General features: G+C 70.8%; 22 protein-coding genes. 13 read left to right on the plus strand and 9 right to left on the minus strand.

Features of this window, described 5'->3' with window-relative positions; genetic code table 11:
- Positions 1–43: 43 nt before the first annotated feature.
- A complete protein-coding gene (locus tag AC6EUL_RS06515; protein WP_499869510.1) occupies positions 44–3,112 on the minus strand; it encodes a penicillin-binding protein 1A in 3,069 nt (1,022 codons plus the stop codon).
- A 227-nt stretch (positions 3,113–3,339) separates the two neighbouring features.
- On the opposite strand from AC6EUL_RS06515, the gene AC6EUL_RS06520 reads away from it, so the two are divergent.
- Complete coding sequence (locus AC6EUL_RS06520) at positions 3,340–5,007, plus strand: alpha-amylase family protein (protein ID WP_499869512.1); 1,668 nt, start codon at positions 3,340–3,342, stop codon at positions 5,005–5,007.
- 80 nt (positions 5,008–5,087) lie between these two features.
- Here the strand turns inward: AC6EUL_RS06520 and AC6EUL_RS06525 are convergent, their stop codons facing one another.
- Positions 5,088–5,348: a DUF3892 domain-containing protein gene (locus AC6EUL_RS06525; protein WP_056270413.1), complete on the minus strand. Its 261-nt coding sequence runs from the start codon at positions 5,346–5,348 to the stop codon at positions 5,088–5,090.
- Positions 5,349–5,488: 140 nt separating this feature from the next.
- Here AC6EUL_RS06525 and AC6EUL_RS06530 point away from each other — a divergent pair, with 140 nt between their 5' ends.
- Positions 5,489–5,788, plus strand: a complete 300-nt coding sequence (locus AC6EUL_RS06530; RefSeq protein WP_499869514.1) for a HigA family addiction module antitoxin — start codon at positions 5,489–5,491, stop codon at positions 5,786–5,788.
- Between the two features lie 15 nt (positions 5,789–5,803).
- Here the strand turns inward: AC6EUL_RS06530 and AC6EUL_RS06535 are convergent, their stop codons facing one another.
- Positions 5,804–7,438 (minus strand): ABC1 kinase family protein, encoded by a 1,635-nt coding sequence (locus AC6EUL_RS06535; protein ID WP_499869516.1) that lies wholly within the window; start codon positions 7,436–7,438, stop codon positions 5,804–5,806.
- Between the two features lie 336 nt (positions 7,439–7,774).
- On the opposite strand from AC6EUL_RS06535, the gene AC6EUL_RS06540 reads away from it, so the two are divergent.
- The gene (locus AC6EUL_RS06540; protein WP_056220021.1) at positions 7,775–8,419 is read left to right on the plus strand and encodes an MBL fold metallo-hydrolase; all 645 of its coding nucleotides are present in this window, start codon (positions 7,775–7,777) and stop codon (positions 8,417–8,419) included.
- 220 nt (positions 8,420–8,639) lie between these two features.
- Positions 8,640–11,087: a DNA topoisomerase (ATP-hydrolyzing) subunit B gene (gene gyrB, locus AC6EUL_RS06545; RefSeq protein WP_499869519.1), complete on the plus strand. Its 2,448-nt coding sequence runs from the start codon at positions 8,640–8,642 to the stop codon at positions 11,085–11,087.
- Between the two features lie 221 nt (positions 11,088–11,308).
- Here the strand turns inward: gyrB and AC6EUL_RS06550 are convergent, their stop codons facing one another.
- From AC6EUL_RS06550 to AC6EUL_RS06560, 3 genes are read right to left on the minus strand one after another with little or no spacing between them, the layout of a single operon-like run.
- Entirely contained in the window at positions 11,309–11,425 is a 117-nt protein-coding gene (locus AC6EUL_RS06550; protein WP_082486892.1) for a DUF2474 family protein, read from the minus strand.
- An 11-nt stretch (positions 11,426–11,436) separates the two neighbouring features.
- Complete coding sequence (gene cydB, locus AC6EUL_RS06555; RefSeq protein WP_056270418.1) at positions 11,437–12,450, minus strand: cytochrome d ubiquinol oxidase subunit II; 1,014 nt, start codon at positions 12,448–12,450, stop codon at positions 11,437–11,439.
- A 5-nt stretch (positions 12,451–12,455) separates the two neighbouring features.
- Positions 12,456–13,898, minus strand: a complete 1,443-nt coding sequence (locus tag AC6EUL_RS06560; protein ID WP_499869522.1) for a cytochrome ubiquinol oxidase subunit I — start codon at positions 13,896–13,898, stop codon at positions 12,456–12,458.
- A gap of 266 nt (positions 13,899–14,164) precedes the next feature.
- On the opposite strand from AC6EUL_RS06560, the gene AC6EUL_RS06565 reads away from it, so the two are divergent.
- The 4 genes from AC6EUL_RS06565 to AC6EUL_RS06580 all read left to right on the plus strand — a co-directional run bounded on the left by AC6EUL_RS06565 (position 14,165) and on the right by AC6EUL_RS06580 (position 17,788).
- Complete coding sequence (locus tag AC6EUL_RS06565; protein ID WP_499869523.1) at positions 14,165–16,111, plus strand: heavy metal translocating P-type ATPase; 1,947 nt, start codon at positions 14,165–14,167, stop codon at positions 16,109–16,111.
- Between the two features lie 75 nt (positions 16,112–16,186).
- Entirely contained in the window at positions 16,187–17,002 is an 816-nt protein-coding gene (locus tag AC6EUL_RS06570; protein WP_056220428.1) for a universal stress protein, read from the plus strand.
- Positions 17,002–17,325 (plus strand): c-type cytochrome, encoded by a 324-nt coding sequence (locus AC6EUL_RS06575; protein WP_499869525.1) that lies wholly within the window; start codon positions 17,002–17,004, stop codon positions 17,323–17,325. Before AC6EUL_RS06570 ends, AC6EUL_RS06575 begins: the two co-directional genes overlap by 1 nt.
- A 121-nt stretch (positions 17,326–17,446) precedes the next feature.
- A complete protein-coding gene (locus AC6EUL_RS06580) occupies positions 17,447–17,788 on the plus strand; it encodes a BLUF domain-containing protein (protein WP_244472509.1) in 342 nt (113 codons plus the stop codon).
- Between the two features lie 197 nt (positions 17,789–17,985).
- On the opposite strand, the gene AC6EUL_RS06585 is transcribed toward AC6EUL_RS06580, so the two are convergent.
- Positions 17,986–18,852: a universal stress protein gene (locus AC6EUL_RS06585; protein ID WP_499869527.1), complete on the minus strand. Its 867-nt coding sequence runs from the start codon at positions 18,850–18,852 to the stop codon at positions 17,986–17,988.
- Positions 18,853–19,154: 302 nt separating this feature from the next.
- Here AC6EUL_RS06585 and AC6EUL_RS06590 point away from each other — a divergent pair, with 302 nt between their 5' ends.
- Both AC6EUL_RS06590 and fixJ read left to right on the plus strand, forming a co-directional pair.
- Positions 19,155–20,705 carry a PAS domain-containing sensor histidine kinase gene (locus tag AC6EUL_RS06590; protein ID WP_499869529.1) on the plus strand — a complete coding sequence of 517 codons (1,551 nt, stop codon included), beginning with the start codon at positions 19,155–19,157 and terminating at the stop codon, positions 20,703–20,705.
- On the plus strand, positions 20,695–21,303 hold the full coding sequence (gene fixJ / locus AC6EUL_RS06595) for a response regulator FixJ (protein ID WP_056220050.1): 609 nt from the start codon (positions 20,695–20,697) through the stop codon (positions 21,301–21,303). Before AC6EUL_RS06590 ends, fixJ begins: the two co-directional genes overlap by 11 nt.
- Before the next feature lie 102 nt (positions 21,304–21,405).
- Here fixJ and AC6EUL_RS06600 read toward each other — a convergent pair whose 3' ends face one another.
- Both AC6EUL_RS06600 and AC6EUL_RS06605 read right to left on the minus strand, forming a co-directional pair.
- The gene (locus AC6EUL_RS06600) at positions 21,406–21,711 is read right to left on the minus strand and encodes a hypothetical protein (RefSeq protein ID WP_499869532.1); all 306 of its coding nucleotides are present in this window, start codon (positions 21,709–21,711) and stop codon (positions 21,406–21,408) included.
- 80 nt (positions 21,712–21,791) lie between these two features.
- Positions 21,792–22,109: a phasin family protein gene (locus tag AC6EUL_RS06605; protein ID WP_056270437.1), complete on the minus strand. Its 318-nt coding sequence runs from the start codon at positions 22,107–22,109 to the stop codon at positions 21,792–21,794.
- 284 nt (positions 22,110–22,393) lie between these two features.
- Between AC6EUL_RS06605 and AC6EUL_RS06610 the strand changes: the two genes are divergently transcribed.
- From AC6EUL_RS06610 to AC6EUL_RS06620, 3 genes are all read left to right on the plus strand, one after another.
- Positions 22,394–22,762 carry an SPW repeat protein gene (locus AC6EUL_RS06610; protein ID WP_056270439.1) on the plus strand — a complete coding sequence of 123 codons (369 nt, stop codon included), beginning with the start codon at positions 22,394–22,396 and terminating at the stop codon, positions 22,760–22,762.
- Between the two features lie 7 nt (positions 22,763–22,769).
- Positions 22,770–23,081 (plus strand): hypothetical protein, encoded by a 312-nt coding sequence (locus tag AC6EUL_RS06615; RefSeq protein ID WP_244476302.1) that lies wholly within the window; start codon positions 22,770–22,772, stop codon positions 23,079–23,081.
- A gap of 124 nt (positions 23,082–23,205) precedes the next feature.
- Entirely contained in the window at positions 23,206–23,892 is a 687-nt protein-coding gene (locus AC6EUL_RS06620; protein WP_056220062.1) for a helix-turn-helix domain-containing protein, read from the plus strand.
- The last annotated feature ends 89 nt before the right edge of the window (positions 23,893–23,981 follow it).

Genomic DNA, 23,981 nt, shown 5'->3' on the forward strand with positions numbered 1-23,981 from the left:
GTCGAGGAGAGGGGGTCGGGGCCGTGCCCCGGGCGGGGCGCCCTCAGAAGCGCGGCTCGTCGCCGAACAGGTAGTCGGGATCGCGGCGGCGCTGGCGCGGCCGGATCTCCTCCTCGTCGCCGAAGGGCGAGCGCTGCGTGCCCGGCCAGGGCTGGTAGGTCTCGGACTGGGCCCGGCGGTTGCGCCGCTCGCCGTAGGGATCGAGGAGGTCGCTCTCGGGCTGGGCCCGGCGCCGATCGTCGTCCGGCTGGCCCCGCAGGCCGCCGAACAGGCCCCCGGCCAGGTCGGGGGCGTCGTCCTCGGCGCCGAGGTCGCCGTCCTCGGGATCGGGCCGCATGGCGGTCCGGGTCTCGCGGGGCAGCAGCTTGTACTGGGTGTCGGCCATGCGGCCGTCCTTGATCCGGAAATGCTCCAGGACGCCGCCGCCGTCGACGCGCTGGCCGCTGCGCGGATCGATGCTGGCCTCGAGGAGGTCCTGGCGCGCCTCCGGGGAGGGCGGGGCCAGGGCCGTGCGCGGCACGCCGTTGGCCCAGGCCGCCTGGAGGATGGTGCCGGCGATGGGCACCGCGAGGTGGCCGCCGGTCTGCCCGCGCCCGAGGGTGCGGCGGGTGCCGTCGGCATTGTCGTAGCCGACCCAGACCACGATGGTGATCTCGTTGGTGAAGCCGGCGAACCAGGCGTCGTTCTCGTTCTCCGAGGTGCCGGTCTTGCCCGCGATCGACGACGAGAACCGGGCGAGCGCCGCGGCCGTGCCGTGGTTCGTCACCCCCTGCAGCATGGTCTTGAGCTGGTAGAACGCCACCCGGTCGGCCGAACCGATCCGGGTCGGGGCCCGGGCCTCGCGGGTGTAGAGGGTCTTGCCGTCGCGCTCGACCGATTCCAGGGCGTAGGGCGCGGGCCGGGCGCCCTCGTTGGCCACCGCGGCGTAGAACGCGGCGAGGTCCACCATCCGCACGGGCTGCGCGCCGAGCACGAAGGGATAGTAGCGCTCGCACTCGGCGTAGATCTGCGCCTCCAGGGCGAGGTCGCAGACCTTCTGCAGGCTGGCCGGCGCCTTGTCGGCGATGCCGCCCTGGAGCAGGCGGGCAGTGACGAGGTTCTTGGAGAATTCCAGGCCCCGGCGCAGGGTCGTGGCCCCGGCTCCCGTGCCCTCGTAGTTCTTGGGCGACCAGGAATCGCCGACGCCGCCGATGGGCGGCAGGGTGATGGCGGAATCCAGCACCAGGGTGTTGGGCTGCAGGCCGGCATTGAGCGCGGCCAGATAGGTGAGGGGCTTCAGGGTCGAGCCCGGCTGGCGCACGGTCTGGGTGACGCGGTTGAGCTGGCTCACCGGATAGGAGAAGCCGCCCGCCATGGCGAGGATGCGCCCGGTCCGGTTCTCCAGCACCAGGGCGGCGCCCTGGACGCTCGGCCGGACCCGCAGGTCGGCGCGCGGCGCCTTCGCGTTCGGATCGCGCAGCTTGACCCGCACCACGTCGTAGGGCTGGAGCTTTCCGCGCGCCGGGCCGGGCTCGAGGCTGGCGGTGCGGCCGTCGGCGAGGCCGACCTTCGCGGTGCCGCCGCGCCCGGTATCCAGGACCACGGCCAGAGGCCAGTGCACGTCGTAGAGGACGGGCCGGGCGGTCTCCAGCGCCCGCTGCCAGGCCGGTTTGGGGCGCTCGACCTTGGGCGCGGCCTGCTCCGCCGCCTTCTCGGCGGCGGCGGCCTTGCGCTCCGCCTTCGTCTTCGGGGCCGGCTTCGGAGCCGGGGCAGCGGCCGGCTTGACCGGATCGCCCGTGAGGAGGGGGACGCCCAGGGGCGAGGCCTCGGCGGCGGGGATCGCGGCCTCGAGCTTGCGCACGGCCTCGGCGAGGTTGAGCTCCGGCCCCTCGTAGCGGGCGCGCCCGGTGGCGCGCTCGTAGGTGGAGAGGCCCTCCTGCAGGGCGGTCTCGGTGGCGGTCTGCAGGCCGGCGTTGATCGTGGAGCGCACCACGTGGCTGGCGGCGGTGAGGGAGTCGACGCCCGCGAAGGTGCGCACCTCCCGGGCCAGGTGGTCGACGAAGTAGAAGCCGGAATCGCGCCGGACCGCGTCGATCGGCTTCAGGCCGAGGGGCGCGTTGGCGGCCTCGCCGAGCTGCGCCTCGGTGATGACGCCCTCCTCCTTCATGCGCGCCAGCACGTAGGCCCGGCGCTCGCGCGCCCGGTCGGGGTACTTGTCGGGGCTGTAGAAGTTCGGGCCCTTGGGCATGCCGGCCAGCAGCGCGGCCTCCGGCACGGTGAGCTGGCCCACCGATTTGCCGAAATAGCTGCGCGCGGCCATCTCGATGCCGTAGGCGCCGCGGCCGAGATAGATGCCGTTGAGGTAGAGCTCCAGGATCTGCGGCTTGCCCAGGATGTGCTCCAGGCGGGAGGCCACGATCATCTCGCGGATCTTGCGCTCGTAGGTGACGTCGTCGCCGACCGAGAGGTTCTTGACCACCTGCTGGGTGATGGTGGAGCCGCCGGCCGGGCGGCCCGGGGAGGCGAGGTTGCCGATGAAGGCGCGGATCACCCCGCGCTCGTCGATGCCCCGGTGGGTCTCGAAGCGCTTGTCCTCCGCCGCCACGAAGGCCTTCTGGACCATCGTGGGCACCTCGGCGATGGGCACGCTGAGGCGCCGGCCGTTGGCCTCGAAGGCCTCGGCGTAGCGCTTGCCCGATCCGTCGAGGATCAGGGAGGCGCCGGGGAGCTTGCGCTCCTTCAGGGCCTCGGCCGAGGGCAGGTCGGCCACCGCCTTGTTGTAGAAGGCGATGACCTCGGCCGCGTCGAAGGGCGAGTCCTTGGGGGTCTCGCCCTTGCAGAACTGGCGGTAGCTGACGTTGAGCTCACCGATGTCGAGGCCGTGCAGGATCTTGGGGGCGCTCGCGCCCGCCACCGCGCTGGGGTCCTCCATGGCGGTGGAGATCAGCTCGTCGAGGTTGATGTCCTCGATGTCGAAGGCCTTGCGCATGTGGGCGCAGCCGTCGCGCAGGATCTGCACCACCTGGGCCTTGTCGGCCACGGGATCGAACTGCGTCTTGACCGCATCCGGCCGCGTCGTGACCTGACTGAGCGTCAGCGCCGTGGCGAACAGCTTGATCAGGATGATGTTCATGCGGGCCGGGATACCGGGAGTGGGGTCGTGGCGCGGAGGGCCGCACGGTCATAGCCGAGACCGCGCGCCGGAGCGTGGCAGATGCGCTGCACAAGGCGGCTGATTTAAGGACGGGACGGCCACGCTCGGGGCGTTCCGCACTGGCCAAGCTCACGGCAACGCTCACGGCAACGCTTTCCCGCGGGCCCGCGTTGTGGCCCGGGGCCCCCGCCCCCGGGGATGACGGCATGATCAAGGACCTCTGGTACAAGAACGCCATCGTCTACTGCCTCTCGGTCCGGACCTTCCTCGACGGCAACGGCGACGGCATCGGCGACTTCGCCGGGCTGGAGCGCCGGCTCGACTACCTGCAGGGCATCGGCATCACGGCGATCTGGCTGATGCCGTTCCAGCCCTCGCCCAAGCGCGACGGCGGCTACGACATCTCCGACTATTACGGCGTCGACCCGGATTACGGCTCGCTCGGCGACTTCGTCGCCTTCACCCACGCGGCCAAGCAGCGGGGCCTGCGCGTCCTCATCGACCTCGTGGTCAACCACACCTCGGACCAGCATCCCTGGTTCCAGTCCGCCCGCTCCGACCCGGATTCGCCCTACCGGGACTGGTACGTCTGGTCGAAGACCCGGCCGCCGCACGCCGACGAGGGCATGGTCTTTCCCGGCGTCCAGACCACCACCTGGACCCGCGACGCCAAGGCGGGGGCCTACTACTTCCACCGCTTCATGCCGTTCCAGCCGGACCTCAACACCGCCCATCCGGCGGTGCGGGCCGAGATCCAGAAGATCATGGGCTTCTGGATCCAGCTCGGGGTCTCGGGCTTCCGCATGGACGCGGTGCCGTTCGTCATCGCCAAGAAGGGGCCGGAGGTCACGGGCGAGCCCGACGAGCAGTTCGACATGCTGCGCGACTTCCGCGAGTTCCTGCAGTGGCGCCAGGGCGACGCCATCATCCTGGGCGAGGCCAACATCCTGCCCAAGAAGGACCTCGCCTATTTCGGCGACGACGCCGACCGGCTCCACATGCTGTTCAACTTCCCCGTCAACCAGGCCCTGTTCTACGGCCTCGCGGCCGGCGACGGGCGCCCCCTGGCCAAGGCCATGCGCAAGACCTGGAACCGGCCCGATTCCGCCCAGTGGGCGGTGTTCCTGCGCAACCACGACGAGCTCGACCTCGGGCGGCTCACCGAGGCCCAGCGCCAGGCGGTGTTTTCCGCCTTCGGGCCCGAGAAGGGCATGCAGCTCTACGACCGGGGCATCCGGCGGCGCCTCGCCCCGATGCTCGGAGGCGACCAGCAGCGCATCGAGCTCGCCTATTCGCTGATGTTCACCCTGCCGGGCACACCCGTGCTGCGCTACGGCGACGAGATCGGCATGGGCGACGACCTCTCGCTCAAGGAGCGCGAATGCGCCCGCACGCCGATGCAGTGGAGCGGCGAGGCCCAGGGCGGCTTCACCAAGAGCGAGACCCCGACCCTGCCGGTGATCGACCACGGCGCCTACGGCTTCGACCACGTCAACGTGGCCAGCCAGCGCCACGACCGCGGCTCCCTCCTGAACTGGATGGAGAGCGTGATCCGCACCCGCAAGGAGGTGCCGGAGATCGGCTGGGGCGACTTCACCGTGATCGAGACGGCCTCGCCGGCGATCCTGGCGATCCGCTACGACTGGGAGGGCAATTCCGTGCTCTGCGTGCACAACCTCGCGGGCACGCCGATGGAGATCGCACTCTCGGCCGGAATCGAGGGGCCGGAGGGCCACCTCCTCGTCGACCTCCTCACCGGCCGCCGCTGCGAAGCGGACGCGGAGGGCCGCCACTGCCTGATGATGGAGCGCTACGGCTACCACTGGTTCCGCGTCGGCGGCCTCGACGCCCCGCTGAAGCGGCGGGTGGGGTAGGCCAGCCGCCCCGGCGCCGGGACGGCGGCCCTGCTGGGAGCAGGACCGCCGCGGCGTTCACGCCCGAACCCCGAACCGGATCAGCAATCCGGAAGATCGTCCAGGTTGTTCCGGGTGGTGGTATCCCGATCCGTGCGCAGGTACTTGCCGTTCGGCCCCTGGACGACCCGGATCTCGGTCCGTCCGTTTGTCCAGGGCACGTGATAGCTGTGCAGCCCGAGTTCGATGTCGTTGATGGCGTCCTGCTTCCGGCGCGGCGACCACGCGTCGCCATCGTTGCACAACGCCGTGATGTCGCCTTCAGCGTTCTTTCCGGTCTTCCTGACCGCACGATCAGCCATGGTGTCCGCGTCCTTCCGTTGGCAGCCCGATGGGGCATACGAACTTCAGGTAATTTGTTTCATCAGAAATGCAACCTGAGAGAAACTTTCCGCGGGGCGCGGGCCGATGTATCCTCGCGCGACCGCACAGGAGATCGGCCATGGCCCGCATCCGCACCCATCCCGGCGAGATCCTCGTGGAGGAGTACCTGACGCCGCTCGCCCTGTCGGCCCGGCAGTTCGCGGCGGAGATCGGCGTGCCGCCCAACCGGGTCTCCGAAATCATCCGGGGCCGGCGCGGCATCACCGCCGACACCGCGATCCGCCTCGGCGTCCGCTTCGGAACCACGCCGCAATTCTGGCTCAACCTCCAGAACGCCCACGACCTGTCGAAGGCGCGGGCGACGGTGGATGATTCCGGCGTCCGCCCCCGCGCGGCCGAGCCTGCCGCGGCGTCCTAGGGGGCGCCCGCCCCGCTACTTGTTGCGCCCCAGCAGGACCAGCCAGCCGATCCCGATCACGCAGACCATGGCGCCGACCGTGATGAAGGCCGGCGTGCCGAGGTCCATGAAGCGGGGGGCGAGCTGCGTGGCGAAGGCGGCGACGATGAGCGCCACCGCGATGCGGGCGGCGGCGCGCTCGATGCCGCGGGTGAGCTTCTCGATGCCCTTGAGCTCGATCTCGACGGTGACGCGGCCCTGCTTCAGGCGCACCAGCATGAGGTGGATCAGGGTCGGCAGCTCGGAGGCCGCGCCGAACAGGCCGGCGCCCACCGCCTCGACCTTACGGGTCAGGCCCTTGATCGAGAACTGCGAGGCGAGCTTGCGCCGCACGGTCGGCCCGGCGGCCAAGAACAGGTCGAAGCCGGGGTCGAGCTGGCGCATCACCCCGTCGGCGGTCACCAGCCCCTTGAACAGGATGGCCAGATCCGTGGGCATGGCGAGGTCGTTCTCGCGGGCCATGGTCATGAAGTCGGTGAGCAGCGCCCCGAAATCCAGGGAGGCGCCGGTGTGGCGGGCGACGAAGGCCTGCGACGAGGCCTCGAGCTTGGTGAGGTCCGGGTTGCTCGAGCCGCTCCAGTCGAGGAGCACGGCCATCAGCCCGTCGGAATCCTCCTTGAGCATGGCGCCGATCAGCATCAGGAGCTGGGTGCGGCGGCGCTGCGAGAGGCGCCCGATGATGCCGAAATCGATGAAGCCGATCCGGTTGTCCGGCATGATCAGCATGTTGCCGGGATGCGGGTCGGCGTGGAACACGCCCTCGATCAGGGCCATCTGCAGGAAGGCGTCGGTGCCCTTCTGGGCGAGCAGCACCTTGTCGTAGCCGGCGGCGTCCAGGCGGGCATGGTCGTTGGGCGGGATGCCGTGCACGAATTCCTGCACCAGCACCCGCTCGGAGGTCCATTCCCAGTGGATCTTGGGCACCACGATGTCGTCGCGGTCGGCAAAGATCGCCGCGATGGTCTCGCAGTTGCGCGCCTCGTTGATGAGGTCGAGCTCGCCGTAGAGGCCGCTGGCCAGGTGGCGCATCTGCTCCTGGGGCTGGTAGCGCCCGAATTCCGGCCACTCGTCCACGACGATGCGGGTGGCGTGGCCCATCAGGCGCAGGTCCGCCTCGATGGTCTTGCGCAGGCCCGGGCGCAGCACCTTCACCACCACCTCCTCGCCGGTCTGCAGGCGGGCGCGGTAGACCTGGGCGATGGAGGCGGCGGCGAGCGGCGTGGTGTCGAACTCGGCGAAGATCTCCGAGGCCGGGCCGCCGAGGTCCTCCTCGAGCTGGGGCCGGATGCGCTCCCACGGGATCGGCGAGACCTGGCTGTGGAGCTTCTCCAGCTCCTCGGTCCATTCCGGGGTCAGGAGGTCGGGCCGGCTCGCCAGGATCTGGCCGAGCTTCACGAAGGTCGGCCCCAGGGTCTCGATGGCGCGCCGCACCCGCTGGGGCTGCGACAGGCGGGCGATGTCCACCTGCGGCGTCCGGCGCTTGGCGAGGCGCGCCACCTGGGCGAGGCCGAGGCGCTCCACCACCTTGGTGACGCCGAAGCCGATGAGGACGGACGCGATCTCCCCGAGGCGCTGCCGGTCCCGTGCGGCGACGAAGGCGGTTTTCAGCATGTGCGCAAGGGGCCCGGATGGGGGAGGGGGACGGTGGCTCGCCCGGCGAGGCGTGCGGCCGGACCGTGGTTAAGGCTCCGTTAGGCCCGTGGCGAGGCCGAAGTTTGACCATGAGGCCGCGACATGGGGGCCGCGACATGGGGGCCGCGACACGGGAACGGCGACCGGGGAGCCGCGCGGCGGGGGCCGCGACGGGCGCGGCGGATTCGCGCCCGCACCGATCTCGGGCTAGACAGGCCGCCACCGGCGCCGCTGCGGCGCCCGCCCTCACGTCCACCCCGCGCTCCGGCGGCGCCGACCCCCGCGCCGCCGCGGCGCCATCCCGCGAGACCCCTGATGCCAGGCACGCCCCGCGCCGGAATCATTCCGGTGACCCCCTTCCAGCAGAACTGCACCCTGATCTGGTCGGACGAGACCAAGGTCGGCGCCGTGGTCGATCCGGGCGGCGACCTCGACCGGATCGAGGCGGCGATCGCCGCCCAGGGCATCGCCATCGAAAAGATCCTGCTCACCCACGGGCACATCGACCACGCCGGCGGCGCGGCCGAGCTGCGCGACCGGCTCGGCGTGCCGATCGAGGGGCCGCACGAGGCCGATCGCTACCTCCTCGACAGCCTGCCGGAGACGGGCGCCAATTACGGCCTCGACGGGGCCCGGGCGGTGACGCCGGACCGCTGGCTGGGCGACGGCGACGTGGTCGAGGTCGGCGGCCTGGCCTTCGACATCCTGCACGCCCCCGGCCACTCCCCCGGCAGCGTGGTGTTCATGAGCCGCGACGCGCGCTTCGCCCTCGTGGGCGACGTGGTGTTCAAGGGCTCGGTCGGCCGCACCGACCTGCCCGGCGGCAACCACGAGCAGCTCATCCGGGCCATCAAGGACAAGGTCCTGCCGCTGGGCGACGACGTCGCCTTCATCCCCGGCCACGGCCCCACCAGCACGCTCGGCGAGGAGCGCGTGTCGAACCCGTTCCTGCAGGATTGAGGCCGGCCGGGCCCCGTCGGCCGGATCCCGGCGGGGCCTTGACGGGGGGTTAACGCGAACGGGGCATCGTGGTCGCGATTCCGGGGGTCCACGGGCCCGAAAACGATGCATTCCCAGTGGGAAATGCTTATATTGCGCGGGTCAAGAAGAAATGCAGGCGGCGGGGGCCCGGCCTGGGCCGGCAAGTCCGGCCTGAATGCCCGCCTGCCCGAGGAAGTTCATGTCCGACAGTTCCCATAATCTCGCCGCCGATGCCTACGGCGCGGAATCCATCCGGGTCCTCAAGGGCCTCGACGCGGTGCGCAAGCGCCCCGGCATGTATATCGGCGACACCGACGACGGCTCGGGCCTGCACCACATGGTCTACGAGGTGGTCGACAACGCCATCGACGAGGCGCTCGCGGGCCACGCGGACCTCGTCACCGTCACGCTGAACGCCGACGGCTCCGTCACGGTCTCCGACAACGGCCGCGGCATCCCCACCGACATCCACAAGGAGGAGGGGGTCTCGGCGGCCGAGGTCATCATGACCCAGCTGCACGCGGGCGGAAAGTTCGACCAGAACTCCTATAAGGTCTCCGGCGGCCTGCACGGCGTCGGCGTCTCGGTGGTCAACGCCCTCTCGCAATGGCTGCGCCTGCGCATCTGGCGGGGCGGCCGCGAGCACGCGATGGAGTTCCGCCACGGCGACGCGGTCTCGCCGCTGATCGTCGTCGGCGACGGCAACGGCCGGCGCGGCACCGAGGTGTCGTTCCTGCCCTCCACCGACACCTTCACGATGATCGAGTTCGACTACGCGACGCTGGAGAAGCGCCTGCGCGAGCTCGCCTTCCTGAATTCCGGCGTGCGCATCGTCCTCACCGACGCCCGCCACGCCGAGCACAAGCGCGAGGAGCTGTACTACGAGGGCGGCATCGAGGCCTTCGTGCGCTACCTCGACCGCTCGCGCAAACCCATCGAGGGCATGCAGAAGCCCGTCATGGTGCGGGCCGAGCGCGACAACATCCGCGTCGAGGTCGCGCTCTGGTGGAACGACTCGTTCAACGAGACCGTGCTGCCCTTCACCAACAACATCCCGCAGCGCGACGGCGGCACCCACATGGCGGGCTTCCGCGCCGCCCTCACCCGGCAGATCACCGGCTATTCGGAATCGTCCGGCATCGCCAAGCGCGAAAAGATCTCGCTCACCGGCGAGGATTGTCGCGAGGGCCTCACCGCCGTGATCTCGGTGCAGGTGCCGGACCCGAAATTCTCCTCGCAGACCAAGGACAAGCTGGTTTCCTCCGAGGTGCGCCCGGCCGTGGAGAACGTGCTGAACGAGGGCCTGTCGAACTGGCTCGAGGAGAACCCGGCGCTCGCCCGCTCGGTGATGGCCAAGGTCATCATGGCGGCCTCGGCCCGCGAGGCGGCCCGCAAGGCCCGCGAGACCGTGACCCGCAAGGGCGTCCTCGACATCGCCTCACTGCCCGGCAAGCTCGCCGATTGCCAGGAGCGCGATCCCTCGAAGTGCGAGATCCTGCTGGTGGAGGGCGATTCCGCCGGCGGCTCGGCCAAGCAGGGCCGCGACCGCACCTTCCAGGCCGTTCTCCCGCTGCGCGGAAAAATCCTCAACGTGGAGCGGGTGCGGGCCGACCGGATGCTGTCCTCGGCCGAGATCGGCACCCTGATCACCGCGCTCGGCGCCGGTATCGGCCGCTCGTCCACGGACCGCGAGGGCTTCAACCCCGACAAGCTGCGCTACCACCGCATCATCATCATGACGGATGCCGACGTGGACGGCTCGCACATCCGCACCCTGCTGCTGACCTTCTTCTTCCGGCAGATGCCGGAGGTGATCGAGCGCGGGCACCTCTACATCGCCCAGCCGCCCCTCTACAAAGCCGCCAAGGGCAAGTCGGCGCTCTACCTCAAGGACGAGCGGGCGCTGGAGGACTACCTCATCGATGCCGGCGTCGAGGGCGCCGTGCTGCGGCTGGCCTCCGGCACCGAGTTCGGCGGCCCGCAGCTGAAGTCCCTGGTGGAGGAGGCCCGCCAGTTCCGCGGGCTGATGCAGGCGCTCCACACCCGCTACGACCGCGCCGTGGTCGAGCAGGCCCTGATCGCCGGCGCCTTCCGGGCCAATGTCGACGAGAACGCGGCCGAGGCCGAGGTGCTGGCCGAGGAGGTCGCCCGGCGCATGGACTGGATCGCCGACGACATCGAGCGCGGCTGGGAGGGCGCCGTCTCGGAGGGCGGCTACGTCTTGAGCCGGACCCTGCGCGGCGTGCGCCAGGTGGCGACCCTCGACGCCTCGCTGCTGGCCTCGCAGGAGGCGCGCCGCCTCGCCGACCGGGCGGAGGCCCTGCGCGAGATCTACGACCAGCCCGTCACCTACGCGCGCAAGGGCGACGAGACCACCCTGCACGGGCCCGTCGGCCTGTTCGAGGCGGTGATGGCCTTCGGCCGCAAGGGGCTGCAGCTCCAGCGCTACAAGGGCCTCGGCGAGATGACCGCCCAGCAGCTCTGGGAAACCACCCTCGACCGCGACGTGCGCTCGCTCCTCCAGGTCAAGGTCAAGGACACCCAGGACGCCGACGACCTGTTCGTGAAGCTGATGGGCGACGTGGTCGAACCCCGCCGCGAGTTCATCCAGGACAACGCCCTCAGCGTCGCCAACCTCGACGTCTGAGGCGGGCCGGGTTCGGGCCTGAACCGCCCCCTCGCGGCCGTCGAACCCCATCGGGCTTCGGCGGCCAACAGGGAGCCCCCGACCTTGCGACGGATCGCGTCGCCTCGGCCGCTTCGCCTCGGCCGCGCGAGACACGGTGGCCTGCGCCGATGCGGCCTGCCCGATGACCCGTTCGAACCGGGAGGGGGTCGGTGAACGCGGCTCGGCCGAGACGGCCCTCGTCATACGACCTTGAGGAGCCATCGCAGGGGCAGGGCGACCGCCGTGAGGCAGGCGATGCCGCCGGCCCACAGGGCCCCGAACCAACCGAGGCGGCGCATCCAGCGGGGGATGGTCATGGTCCGCCTCCCTAATGGTAGCCGGGCGCGCCGGCGGTGACCTTACCCCGGAACAGCCAGTAGACGTAGGCGGTGTAGCCAAGCACCATCGGCAGGAGCACGACCGTTCCGACGAGAAGGAAGCGCTGGCTGCTCGGGTGCGTGGCCGCGTCCCAGATCGTCACCGAGGGCGGCACGATCATCGGGAACAGGCTGATGGCGAGCCCGACATAGGACAGCAGGAACAGGCCGAGCCCGCACAGGAAGGGCATGACCTCCTCGCGCCGGTCGAGGGCGTCGCGCAGGCGCCAGCCCAGGAGGCCGACGAGAAGCGGGACGGGGGCGACGAAGGCCATCGCCGGAAAGGTCAGCCAACGACCGCGGAAGGCGGGGCTGAGGAACGGCATCGCCAGGGACACGACGGCGATGGCGGCGACGGTCGCCCAGCCGAAGGCCCGGGCGAGGCGATAGGCCCGGAGCTGGAGCTCACCCTCGGTCTTCCAGATCAGCCAGCCCGCCCCGAGCAGCCCGTAACCGGCGACCAGCGCGAGCCCGGTGAACAGGGAAAACGGCGACAGCCAGTCCCACCAGCCTCCGGCATAGGCCCGTCCCTCGACGCGGACGCCCTGCACCAGGGCGCCGAGGCAGATGCCCTGGCAGAAGGCGGCGACGAGGCTCCCGGCCGAGAAGGCGCCGTCCCACGCGGTCCGGGAGAGACGCGTGACGGTCCGGAACCGCATCTCGAACGCGACGCCGCGGAACACCAGGGCGAGCAGCATCAGCGTCAGCGGGATGTAGAGGGCCGGCAGCAGCGTGGCGTAGGCCAGCGGGAACACGGCGAACAGGCCGCCCCCGCCGAGGATCAGCCAGGTCTCGTTGCCGTCCCAGACCGGGGCGACGGTGTTCACCATCACGTCCCGGTCGGCCTTCTCCCGGATCGCCGGGAACAGGATGCCGACCCCGAGGTCGAAGCCGTCCATGACCACGTAGAGGAAGATGGCGGTGGCGATGAGGAGCGCCCAGACGAGGGTGAGATCGAGGGTCATGGGGACTACTCCGCGGGCTGGAGGGCGGGACGGCGCGCGCCCGCGTGGGGCGCGTCGAGGGCCGGTGCCGGGGTGATGCCGGCCGTTCGCACCGGCACGCCGGTCGGCGGTCCGGATTCGTGGACCTGCGGGGTCTGGTTGAAGAGGTGCAGCAGGTACCAGATGCCCGCCCCGAACACCGCGAGGTAGACCACCGCGAAGGCCGCGAGGGAGGCGGCGACGGCGGGCGCGGCGATCGGCGAGACGCTGTCGGCGGTGCGGAGCAGGCCGTAGACCGTGAAGGGCTGGCGCCCCGTCTCGGTGACGGTCCAGCCGGCGGTGACGGCGATCAGCCCCGACGGTCCCATGGCGACCGCGAAGCGCTGGAACCAGACGGTCTCGTAGAGCCGGCCCTTCCAGCGCAGCCAGAGCGAGACGAACCCGAGGGCGATCATCAGGAGGCCGAGACCGACCATGATGCGGAACGACCAGAACACCAGCGGCAGGTTGGTCGGCCAGGTCGCGCGGGGCATGTCCTTGAGCCCCTTCACGGTGCCGTTCAGGTCGTGCGTGAGGTAGAGGCTCGCCAGGCCCGGGATGCCGAGGGCGCCCCGCGTCTCGCCGGCCTCGGCGTCGGGCCATCCCAGGACCAGGGCGGGGGCCCGGCTTCGGGTCTCGAAGTGCCCTTCCATCGCCGCGACCTTGGCGGGCTGGTGCTGGTAGGTGTTGGCGCCGTGCACGTCGCCGATGACCAGTTGCGCCGGCGCGACGAGCGCGGCCATCCACATCGCCATGGAGAACATCACCCGGGCACGGGGATTCCGGCCGTCGCGCAGGAGGTGCCACGCAGCGACCGCGCCCACGATCATCGCCGTGGTCAGGTAGGCGCCGGTCACCGTATGGGCGAAACGGTAGGGGAAGGAGGGGTTGAAGACGATGGCCCACCAATCGGCCGGGGCGAACCGTCCGTCGGCTCCCAGTTCGTGGCCCGTGGGGGTCTGCATCCAGGAATTGGCCGAGAGGATCCAGAAGGCCGAGGTCAGGGTGCCGAAGGCGACGAGGCAGGTCGCCAGGAAGTGCAGGCGCGGGCCGACCCGCTCCAATCCGAACAGCATGACGCCGAGGAAGCCGGCCTCGAGGAAGAAGGCCGTGAGCACCTCGTAGCCGAGGAGCGGCCCCAGGATCGGCGCGGTGCGGTCGGCGAAGACCGACCAGTTGGTGCCGAACTGGTAGGACATCACCAGGCCCGACACGACGCCCATGGCGAAGGCGACGGCGAAGACCTTGAGCCAGTAGCGGTAGACATCGAGGTAGACGGCCTTGCCGGTGGCCAGCCAGCGGCCCTCCAGGACGGCCAGGAAACTCGCCAGGCCGATGGTGAAGGCCGGGAACAGGAAGTGCCACACGACGGTCAGGGCGAACTGGGTGCGGGCCAGGTCCACCGCGCTCGGCAGGGTCAGGGAAGGCATCGGGATCTCCGGGCGTCCGGGCGATGCGCCCGGATCCATCCGCCCGACGATGGCGGGGGGCCGACGCCGCGACCTTGCGCTGGATCAAGGCAGCGAAAACTCTTCCCGGCGGGCGATGCGGGATCGGCGCGGCGACGCAGCGCTCGCCGTCGCGAGGCTTGGGCCCTCTCCGTCGACGCAACGGGCGCCTGTTGATCCAGCGCAAGGCTTCCCGGTCGACACGGGCGCACCCCGAAGGCCCCCGACAGCCGGAAGCGACCCTGAGAATGACGACGGCGGCCGTTGACCCCAGGACTTCGCGCGGGCCGGCGGGCCTCGGCTGGCTGACGGGCCTGCGCGGAGGGCTGGCCGTCCTTCCGCTCGCCGGCCTCTGCGCCGGCCTGTCCGCCGAGGCGCTCGGTCGCCCGGACATCGCGGCCTGGGCGTGGACGCTTCCGACGCTGGCGGTCCTCGCCGTCCTCGCGCTCCAGGTCGTGACCAGCCTGGCGCGCGGCGACGTCGGGCTCGACCTCGTCGCCCTGCTGTCGATGGGCGGCGCGCTCGCCCTGTCGCAGCCGCTGGCCGGCGTCGTCATCGCCCTCATGTATGCCGGTGGCCAATCCCTGGAAGCCTACGCCTCCGGACGCGCCGGGCGGGCCATGACGGCGCTGCTCGCCCGGCAGCCACGCTCCGCCCTCCGCGAGGACTCGAGCGGCGTGAGGGAAGTCCCCATCGAGAGCCTGGCCCCGGGCGACCGCATCCTCGTGCGCGTCGGCGACGTCCTGCCGGTGGACGGCCGCGTCGCCGCGGGCCGGGCCATCCTCGATCAGGCGACGCTCACCGGCGAGGCCCTGCCGGTCACGTTCGAAGCGAACGCGTCCGTGCTGAGCGGCACGGTCAATGTCGGGGCGCCCTTCACGCTCCTGGCCGAGCGCCGGGCCGCCGAGAGCACCTATGCGGGGATCGTCCGGCTCGTCGAGGCCGCCCGAACCCAGAAGGCGCCGATGGCGCGCCTCGCCGACCGCTACGGCCTGGCCTTCCTCGGCCTGACCCTGATGCTGGCCGGGGGCGCCTGGGCTGCCACGGGCGATCCCTTGCGGGCCCTCGCGGTGCTGGTCGTCGCCACGCCCTGCCCGCTCATCCTCGCGGTGCCCGTCGCCCTGATCTCCGGTCTGTCGCGGGCGGCCGGCATCGGCGTCATCATCAAGGGCGGCGGCGCCCTGGAGAAGCTGGCGCGGGTGCGCGTCCTGGTGGTCGACAAGACCGGGACGCTGACCCACGGGACGGCGCGGCTGACGGCCGTGGATCGCCTCGGTCCCGTCGCGGAGCGGGATGTCCTGAGGCTGGCCGCCTCCCTCGACCAAGCCTCCGGCCATCCGACGGCCCGTGCCCTGGTCGATGCGGCCCTCGCCCGCGGCCTTACGCTGACGCAGCCGACGCAGGTGGCCGAAGTCCCGGGCGAGGGCGTGTCGGGCCTCGTCGCGGGGCGGCCCGTGAGGGTCGGCGGACCCCGCACGATGCGGGCGCACGGCATCCCCTTCCCGGAGACGGACGCCGTCCGGAACGCGGATGCCGTGGCCGCGACGGTGCTGGTGGCCGTGGACGGCAGGCCCGCCGCGATCCTGAGCTTCGCCGACCCGGTACGAACGGATGGCGGACGGACGCTCGCGGACCTGCGCCGCTGCGGCATCCGGCGCGTGGTGCTCGCGACCGGAGACCGGCGCAGCGTCGCGCAGGCGCTGATCGCGGGCCTGCCCATCGATGCCCTGGCGGCCGATCTCGATCCTGCGGGGAAGACGCAGGTCGTGGCGCGCGAACGGGGGCAGGGGTTGGTGATGATGGTGGGGGACGGCGTCAACGACGCGCCCGCCCTGGCGGCCGCCGATCTCGGGGTCGCGCTCGGCGCCAGGGGCGCGGCCGCGGCGGCCGAGGCGGCGGACGTCGTCCTGCTGGTCGACAGCCTCGCGCCGCTTCCGGATGCGATCCGCATCGCCCGGCGGGCCCGGGCCATCGCACTCCAGAGCGTGCTGGTCGGCCTCGGCCTGTCGCTCGCCGGCATGGTCGCGGCGGCCCTCGGCTACCTGACGCCGCTGCGGGGCGCCCTGTTGCAGGAGGTCATCGACGTCGCCGTCATCCTCAACGCCATGCGGGCGCTCGGTGGTCCGATGACCGCCCCGGCATCCGATGCCGACGAATCCGCGCGCCCGGCCCAGCGGCCTCGTGCGGTCCCTTGAGATGGATCAAGGCCGGCGGAGCCGGGCCGAGCCAGATTGCCCTTCCGCCGGGCTCGGCGGCTTGGGGAGGCGGCTGTGGGTTACGCGCACATCCTGGTATCCGTGGACCTGGATCGCGGTTCCGCCGACCGCGTCCGGCTCGCCGCCGGCCTGGCGCGGCGCTTCGCGGCCGACCTGACCGGCGTGGCGGCCCGGCCGATCCCCGGACCGTCCGCATTCGCCAACATGCAGGCGGACGGGATCCTGCGCGCGGCCGAGGAACGCCGATCGCGCGACGAGGCCGCCCGGGTCCGGGACCTGTTCCTGCGCCATGCCCGCGAGGGCCTCCGCACCGACTGGCGGTTCACCGAGGGACATCCCACGGCCAACCTCGCCCGGGAGGCCCGCGCGGCGGATCTCGTGGTGGTCGGGCGCCATGGCCCGGCCGATGCCGTGCCGGGCGCGATGACGGTGCTGCCCGGCCCGTTGCTGATGGAGGCGGGACGTCCGGTCCTGATCGTTCCCCCGGGGATCGAGCACCTGGGCGCCGACCGCATCGTCGTCGCCTGGAAGGACACCCTCGAGGCCCGGCGGGCCGTCACGGCGGCGCTGCCTTTCCTGCGACAGGCGGACCACGTCTACCTCGTCTCGGTCGGACAGGAGACGCAATTCCAGGGAATCGAGGATGTGGCGGCCCACCTGTCGCGCCACGACGTGAATGCCACCACCCATGCCCTGTTCGGAAGCCGGTCGGTCGAAGCCGACGAGATCCTGCGCTTCGCACGCCGGGAATACGCCGACCTGATCGTCCTGGGAGCCTATGGACATTCGCGCCTTCGGGAATGGATCTTCGGCGGCATGACCCACGACATCCTGCAGACGGCACCCGTCTGCTGCCTGATGAGCCACTGATGTGCCGCGCGCTCGTCCTCGCATCGGTCGCGCTGTTCGGGCTCGTCGCGCCCCCCGCCACGGCCCGTGACGGATCGGCCTCACGCGGCAAGGCGTTGGCTCGCGCGACCTGCGCGCGATGCCATGGCATCGGCTCTCGGGGAGTCAGCCCGATGCCCGAGGCGCCGGCGTTTCGAACGCTCGCCCGCCGCTTTCCCATCGATGATCTCGCCGACATCCTGGTCGAGGGTGTCGAGCGACGTCACCCGGCCATGCCCGCGTTCCAGCTCGATCCCTCCGATGCCGACGACCTCACCGCATATCTGAAGACCCTGAGGCGATGACAGTCCTCCCCGGGATGGCGATCCGGCCGGTGGACGAAGACGAAGGTCGAAGAAGCCCATGGAGCGATCCTTTCTCTACGTCAGTCGCAGGCAGGCGACGGAAGCGGACATCCGGGACATCGTGGACGCCGCCCATGTCAGGAACGTTCGGCTGAACGTCACCGGCGCGCTGATCGCGACCGACGGACGCTTCGCCCAGATCCTGGAAGGCTCGCGCGCCGCCATCGACGAACTGATGGAGAGCATCCGCCGCGACCGGCGGCATACGCAAGTCCACGTGGTGCAGGACCGAGACGCCCCGCGGCGTGACTTCGCCGACTGGTCGATCGCCTATTCGGGCGGGTCTCTCTTCGTCGACGGTTTGATCGGCGCCCTCGCGACGGGCTCGCGGCCGGAACCCGACCGCCACCATCTGCGACGGCTCCTGGCGTTCATGCGGGAGTTTGCGCGCGCCCCCCGGTGAAGGCCCCGCGCCGCTTCGAACGGGTCACGCCACAGCCCCCCGGCATCCGTCACGGCGCGCGGGTCGTTTTCGTCCCAAGGCGCCTCCCGCGCCACGGCGGGATCGCGGACGGGACGGGGTGTTGGGCCGTGCGACCCGGACGGCCGCAACGGGAACGCGGTATCGGCGGCTCGGTCTCGTGACCGAACCTCCCCTCGTCAGTGCGCGAGGAGCAGGGGGGCCGGGCTGCTTCTCAGGAGGGCGCGCGTGACGCCACCGAAGAAGAACTCGCGGACGCGGGAATGGCCGTACGCCCCCATCACGATCATGTCGGCGTGAAACATCGTCGCCTGGTTGCGAAGCGTCTCCGCGGTGTCCCCCACCACCGGGACGTCGACGACGCTGACGGTCACGCCGTGGCGCGCGAGGTGAGGCGCGAACTCGGCACCCGGAACCGATGTGTACAGTTCTTCTGTGCCGGCGACGCAGACGATCTCGACGGCGTCCGCCGCGCAGAGGAACGGCATCGCGTCGTTGGCCGCCCGCGCCGCCTGCGCACTGCCGTCCCAGGCCACGATGATCTTCCGACCGGTGAAGGCGTCGTGTCCCGGCGGCACTGCGATGACCGGACGACCACTTGCGAGGAGGGCTTTCTCGATCACCTCGCGATCCAGATCGTAGGTCCGCGGTCCCGCATCCAGGACGGTCAGGTCATGCAGGCTGGCCTGAGCCACCAGCCGACCGACGACGTCCGGGTAAGGCAGGCTCGGCGTCTGCGTCGTGCAGAGCACGCCCGCCTGCGCCGCGTCCCCGGCCGCACGGTCCGCGACGGAACGGGCCATCGCATCGAGGCGCCGGTCGATGCGCGCGACCCCGTCGTCGTCGAGATCGAAACTGCCGAGCCAGGCATCGTCGCCCGAGAGGCACCACGAGGCGGATTGGACCGTGAGGTGGGCGCCGGCGGCTTTCGCGAGCGTCAGGCCGTAACCGATGGCGCTCGAGGGTTCCTCGTACGCGGTCTCGACGGTCGTGCCGACGAGGATGTCGCGAAGGGCCGCGAGCGGGGATGAGGGGGGCTTCGCCATGGGGCGTCTCCAAGTTCTGCTGGGTCCCGTGTTCGTCCCGTCGCGACCCAGCCGCCTTGATCCACCTCAAACGCCCCCTTCGCCACAAGATGCTTAGCCGCGGCCAGCAGTTGCGCGGTATCCATCGACTATCTTCAGTGATAGAAACCGTATCAATCGCCGGCCATTGATCTGCGGGCCATGATGTTGGCCGAAGATGTTGCTGTTCGTGGAAGCGTCCATCACGTGACATTCTTGAACGGACTGGTTGCAGAGATTGTTCTTTGGAGCCCTGGAATAGCCAGCGCCGAAGGGGGCGAACGATGACGAACCCCATCGGCTCGATGTCCCTCGGCCATCTGGGCGACGGCACGCTGACCGTCGACGAACTCCGGCAGACCCTGGACGACGTGGGCGTCTGCATCTGGTCTCTGGATATCCCGACCGGCCGTGTCACGGTCTCGCCGACCTGCGCCCGGCTCTTCGGCGTTCCGCCAGAGCGACTGACCACCTTCACGGCCTCCCAGGCCCTGGTGCACCCCGATGACCGCCAGGCGCGGGCCGATGCCATCCAGGGGGCCCTGCGGGATGGCGGGAGCTACGAGGTCGACTACCGGGTCGTGCGGCCGGACGGTCAGGTCTGCTGGCTGCGCTCGTGCGGGCAGGTGAACCGCGACGCAGATGGCCGACCGGTGCGTCACCGGGGCGTCGTCCTCAGCATCCACGAGCAGAAGAAGGCCGAGGCGGACCTGCGCGCCCGCGAGGCGCACCTGCGCTCGATCCTCGACACGGTGCCCGAGGCCATGGTCGTCATCGACGAGGCCGGCCTCATCACCTCCTTCAGCACGGCGGCCGAGCGCCTCTTCGGATACGCGGCCGCCGAGACCCTCGGGCGCAACGTCCGGATGCTGATGCCGGAGCCGATGCGCGGCGAGCACGATGGCTATCTCGACCACTACCGCCGAACCCGGGAGCGCCGCATCATCGGCATCCATCGGGTCGTGACGGGCCAGCGGGCGGACGGCACGACCTTCCCGATGGAGCTCGCCATCGGTGAGATGCGCTCGGGCGAGCAGGTCTTCTTCACCGGCTTCATCAACGACCTGACCGAGCATCAGAGGATCCAGGCACGGCTGCAGGAACTGCAATCCGAACTCGTCCACATCTCGCGCCTGAGCGCCATGGGCGAGATGGCATCCACCCTGGCCCACGAGCTGAACCAGCCGCTCGGCGCCATCGCCAACTACACCAAGGGCTGCCGTCGCCTGCTCGCGAACCCGGGTCCCGAAGCCATTGCCAAGACCATCGAGGTTCTCGACAAGACCGCCGAGCAGGCCCTGCGGGCCGGGCAGATCATCCGCCGCCTGAGGGAGTTCGTCACCCGCGGCGAGACCGAACGCCGCCTCGAGTCGGTCTCGCGGCTGATCGAGGAGGCGGGCGCCCTGGCCCTGGTCGGCGCCCGGGAGCAGGGCCTCGTCGCCCGCCTCCACGTGGCCCCCGGCCTGAAGGCCGTTCTGGCGGACCGGGTGCAGGTCCAGCAGGTCCTGGTCAACCTGATGCGCAACGCGCGCGAGGCCATGCAGCACAGCGAACGGCGCGAACTGGCCGTCGACGCCCATGCGCTCTCCGCCGAGGCGGTCGAGATCACGGTGGCGGACACCGGCCCCGGCATCGCGGAGGAGGTCGCCGACAGGCTGTTCCAGCCCTTCGTGACCACGAAGGCCAGCGGGATGGGCGTCGGCCTCTCGATCTGCCGCACCATCATCGAGGCGCATGGCGGCCGCCTCACGGTCGAGCGCAACGCGGCCGGCGGGGCGACGTTTCGCCTGACCCTGGCGACCGCCCCGGAGGGAGATGCCATCCATGGCCCATAGCCTCGTGCACGTGGTCGACGATGACCCGGCGATGCGGGATTCGGTCGGCTTCCTGCTCGACACCGCGGGCTTCGAGATCGCGCTCTACGAGGCCGCGACGGACCTCCTCGACACGCTGGTCAAGCCGGCCCGCGGGTGCGTCCTGACCGACATCCGCATGCCCGGCGTCGACGGGCTCGAGCTGCTGCGCCGCCTGCGGGCCTGCGGCCATACCCTCCCCGTGGTGGTGATGACGGGGCACGGGGACGTGCAGCTCGCGGTGGAGGCGATGAAGCTCGGGGCCTGCGACTTCATCGAGAAGCCGTTCGACGACGAAGCGTTGGTGCAGGCGCTGCGCTCCGCCCTGAACCGGGGCGGAGCGGCCAAGGTCGTCGATCCCACCCTCGACGAGTTCGTCCGACGGGTCGGCACCCTGAGCGACCGCGAGCGTCAGGTGATGGACCAACTCGTCGCGGGCGGCTCCAGCAAGGACATCGGCCGCACCCTCGACATCAGCCCGCGGACCGTCGAGATCTACAGGGCCAAGCTCATGGCCAAGACCCAGGCGGCCAGCCTGCAGGAGCTGGTGCGATGGTCCGTGCTGGCCGGCCTGGCCTGACGCGGCCGCGAGGCCCGGCAAGGACGGAACGCGTGGGGGAGCCGCCGGTCCTGGCGCAACGGGCGCCCGACATCGCGGAGGGGCGGTGAGGGCGCCGGCCGCTCACGGCCTGCAACGATCCGGCTCGGCCCCCTCGCCGCCCCAGGGACGGGCGTAGCGAGCCGACAGGGTCTCGCAGGGATGATGAAACAGGTAATATCCGAACGCGGCACTGGCCTCGCGCGCCGGTGCGGGTTGGAAGCCGAACGGCAGGCTTCCGGTCTCGCGGACCTCGGCGCCGAAGTTCCAGCCCTGGGCCCCGACGAAGGACGGGATCGACAGGTCCTCGCGGACGGCGCAACACAGCCCCGGCGCATGCCGGTGCTGGAAGATGCGGTAGATCTGGGGGCGGCATGGTCTGCCCGGCATCGGAGCCCGTCCTGCCAACAGCGCTTCAGGGTCTCGGGAGAAGCCCGCCGGAGCCATTGGCCGGTCGGCGGACGCCCGTGTCACGCCGCCTTGGCGAAGGCGGTCTCCGTGACGTCGTGCGACAGGGTCGTCGCCTCCTGCCGGTCGTCTGTCAGGCCCCGGGTCACGAACGCCGCCTGGAGCGCGACGACCTCCTGGAGCGAGCCGCACCGCGCCAGCCCGACGAGGTGGTCCGCCTGGGCCTGAAGGCGACGGCCCGTGAAGCGCATCGTCTCGGCCGCGAGACGCAACGGCACGTCGACGGCGAGGGTGCGCCAGGCGGCCAAGCCAGCCCCCATCGCCTCGGCGGCGTCCTTGGGGTCATGGGCATGCAGGTGCGGCGTGTGTCCGGAACGCATCGCGATCTCCTTGTCTGGCGAAGGGGCGCAGGGTGCGCCGGCCCACGGCAAAGACCTTGACCCAAATCAAACATCGAGGGATGCATCGTCGTTCTGGAGATAAAGCGACGGCTTTACCAATCTTCGGCAGTTCTCATGCTGCCGAGACCGGACCTCTGTTGATTTGGGTCAAGGCCGCAGACCCATCGCGCGACGATCGTCCTCGCGTGGAAGCGACGGGACGTCCGTCGCTCGGCGTCCGGTCGGACCCGACTCCCGGGCGCCTTGCTCGCGAGGAGAAGTCGATGCGCACCATCGAGAACCGAGCCGAGGACGCGGTCTTGAACGGCCTCAACGTCTTTCTGGGCATCACCCTGTTCCTGGCCCCCTGGTACCTGGAGCTGGGCAGCGAAACGGTCGCAGCGCGAAATGCCTTCATCTGCGGCGCCGCGATCGCCGTCATCGCCATGCTTGCGCTCAGCCAGTCCTACGACTGGGAGGAATACCTCAACCTCGCCGTCGGTCTCTGGGTGGCCGCGGCGCCCTGGGTGCTGGGCTTCGCGGAGCTGAAGGTCGTCGCGGGCGCCCACGTGGTCATCGGCCTCGCCGTTTTCGTCCTGTCCGGGTCTGAACTCTGGCGGCTGTACCGGTCGCCCGAGGCGCGCTCCGTCTGACCGGAGCGTGTTCGTCAAACAGCGGCTGCGCCGCGCCGTCACGGCCGGCGCAGCCCCGAAGCTCCAGGGCTCCCGATTGCTGCGAACCACGGTCATGCCGTCCGATCCCCTCGCGATCCTCCTCGCTGCGGCGTTCACCTCCGGCTGCGCCTCGATCCACGCTCTGCGCCATCACGCCGATGGCCTGACGTTCGTCCTCGCGGTGATGGCCTACGCGCTCGCCACCGCCGTCGGGTCCCTGCTCGCGGCCCGCTTCGGCCTGCTCATGGCGCCCGACCATGCCGGCGGATGGATGGCCGTGGCGATCGGCGGGGGATGACGGTCGACCCCCGGACCTACGTAATTGCCCTTACGCAGGGGCCCTTACGAAACGGGCCGGAATTTCCCTCCGGCGACGGCGCGGCCAACTTCCCCCTCATCCGATCCGGACGAGGAGTCGATCCATGGCCACAGAGATGACGCGACCCATTCCGTCGTTCACCCCCGCGAACGTCCCGGTTGCCATCGGCCGCGAGGGCGTCCTCTTCGCGGGTTGCCCCGAGATCGTCGGAACACCGTTTGCCTATGGCCGCGAGGAGGAGATCTACGGTGAGGGCGAGGACGCCGAGTTCGTCTACCGGGTGACCGACGGCGCGGTCCGAACCCACAAGGTCCTCAGCGACGGTCGGCGCCAGATCACCGGTTTCCACCTGCCCGGCGACCTGTTCGGCTTCGAGCAGGGCCAGACCCACCGGCACTCGGCCGAGGCCCTCTCGGACACGAAGGTCCTGATCTTCCGGCGCCTGGGGATACAGCGCGCCGCCACCCGCAACGCCGAGGTCGCCTGCCACCTCTGGAACATGGCCACCCGTGGCTTGCGTCACGCCCAGGACCACATGTTGCTTCTCGGCCGCCGCTCCGCCGTGGAACGGGTGGCGACGTTCCTGATCGAGGTCGACGAACGGCTCGGCGGCACCGGGACGTTCCTGCTCCCGATGACGCGGCGCGACATCGCCGACTACCTGGGCCTGACCATCGAGACCGTGTCGCGGACCCTGTCGCAGCTCGAGGAGGCCGGCGCCCTGCTGCGTGCCGGCGGACGTCAGGTCAGCCTGCGCCGTGCGCGCCTTCGCCGGGTCGTCGAGGACTGACCGGTTCCTCGCCGCAAGGCATGAGCCGCACGCGACGTTCAGGCATGGCTTGACGCAGATCAACGAAGAAGAATTCGCCTCGAAGAAAC

The sequence above is a fragment of the Methylobacterium sp. 001424705 genome (genome assembly GCF_059816145.1).

What these genes read in the sequence shown, in the direction of transcription:
- AC6EUL_RS06605 (WP_056270437.1), bottom strand. Translation starts at nt 22,109, where the DNA reads ATGCGTTCCGGACACACGCCGCACCTGCATGCCCATGACCCCAAGGAC.
- AC6EUL_RS06520 (WP_499869512.1), top strand. Translation starts at nt 3,340, where the DNA reads ATGATCAAGGACCTCTGGTACAAGAACGCCATCGTCTACTGCCTCTCG.
- AC6EUL_RS06575 (WP_499869525.1), top strand. Translation starts at nt 17,002, where the DNA reads ATGTGCCGCGCGCTCGTCCTCGCATCGGTCGCGCTGTTCGGGCTCGTC.
- AC6EUL_RS06560 (WP_499869522.1), bottom strand. Translation starts at nt 13,898, where the DNA reads ATGCCTTCCCTGACCCTGCCGAGCGCGGTGGACCTGGCCCGCACCCAG.
- AC6EUL_RS06600 (WP_499869532.1), bottom strand. Translation starts at nt 21,711, where the DNA reads ATGCCGGGCAGACCATGCCGCCCCCAGATCTACCGCATCTTCCAGCAC.
- AC6EUL_RS06585 (WP_499869527.1), bottom strand. Translation starts at nt 18,852, where the DNA reads ATGGCGAAGCCCCCCTCATCCCCGCTCGCGGCCCTTCGCGACATCCTC.
- AC6EUL_RS06550 (WP_082486892.1), bottom strand. Translation starts at nt 11,425, where the DNA reads ATGACCATCCCCCGCTGGATGCGCCGCCTCGGTTGGTTCGGGGCCCTG.
- AC6EUL_RS06540 (WP_056220021.1), top strand. Translation starts at nt 7,775, where the DNA reads ATGCCAGGCACGCCCCGCGCCGGAATCATTCCGGTGACCCCCTTCCAG.
- AC6EUL_RS06590 (WP_499869529.1), top strand. Translation starts at nt 19,155, where the DNA reads ATGACGAACCCCATCGGCTCGATGTCCCTCGGCCATCTGGGCGACGGC.
- AC6EUL_RS06530 (WP_499869514.1), top strand. Translation starts at nt 5,489, where the DNA reads ATGGCCCGCATCCGCACCCATCCCGGCGAGATCCTCGTGGAGGAGTAC.
- cydB (WP_056270418.1), bottom strand. Translation starts at nt 12,450, where the DNA reads ATGACCCTCGATCTCACCCTCGTCTGGGCGCTCCTCATCGCCACCGCC.
- AC6EUL_RS06610 (WP_056270439.1), top strand. Translation starts at nt 22,394, where the DNA reads ATGCGCACCATCGAGAACCGAGCCGAGGACGCGGTCTTGAACGGCCTC.
- gyrB (WP_499869519.1), top strand. Translation starts at nt 8,640, where the DNA reads ATGTCCGACAGTTCCCATAATCTCGCCGCCGATGCCTACGGCGCGGAA.
- AC6EUL_RS06535 (WP_499869516.1), bottom strand. Translation starts at nt 7,438, where the DNA reads ATGCTGAAAACCGCCTTCGTCGCCGCACGGGACCGGCAGCGCCTCGGG.
- AC6EUL_RS06620 (WP_056220062.1), top strand. Translation starts at nt 23,206, where the DNA reads ATGGCCACAGAGATGACGCGACCCATTCCGTCGTTCACCCCCGCGAAC.
- fixJ (WP_056220050.1), top strand. Translation starts at nt 20,695, where the DNA reads ATGGCCCATAGCCTCGTGCACGTGGTCGACGATGACCCGGCGATGCGG.
- AC6EUL_RS06565 (WP_499869523.1), top strand. Translation starts at nt 14,165, where the DNA reads ATGACGACGGCGGCCGTTGACCCCAGGACTTCGCGCGGGCCGGCGGGC.
- AC6EUL_RS06515 (WP_499869510.1), bottom strand. Translation starts at nt 3,112, where the DNA reads ATGAACATCATCCTGATCAAGCTGTTCGCCACGGCGCTGACGCTCAGT.
- AC6EUL_RS06525 (WP_056270413.1), bottom strand. Translation starts at nt 5,348, where the DNA reads ATGGCTGATCGTGCGGTCAGGAAGACCGGAAAGAACGCTGAAGGCGAC.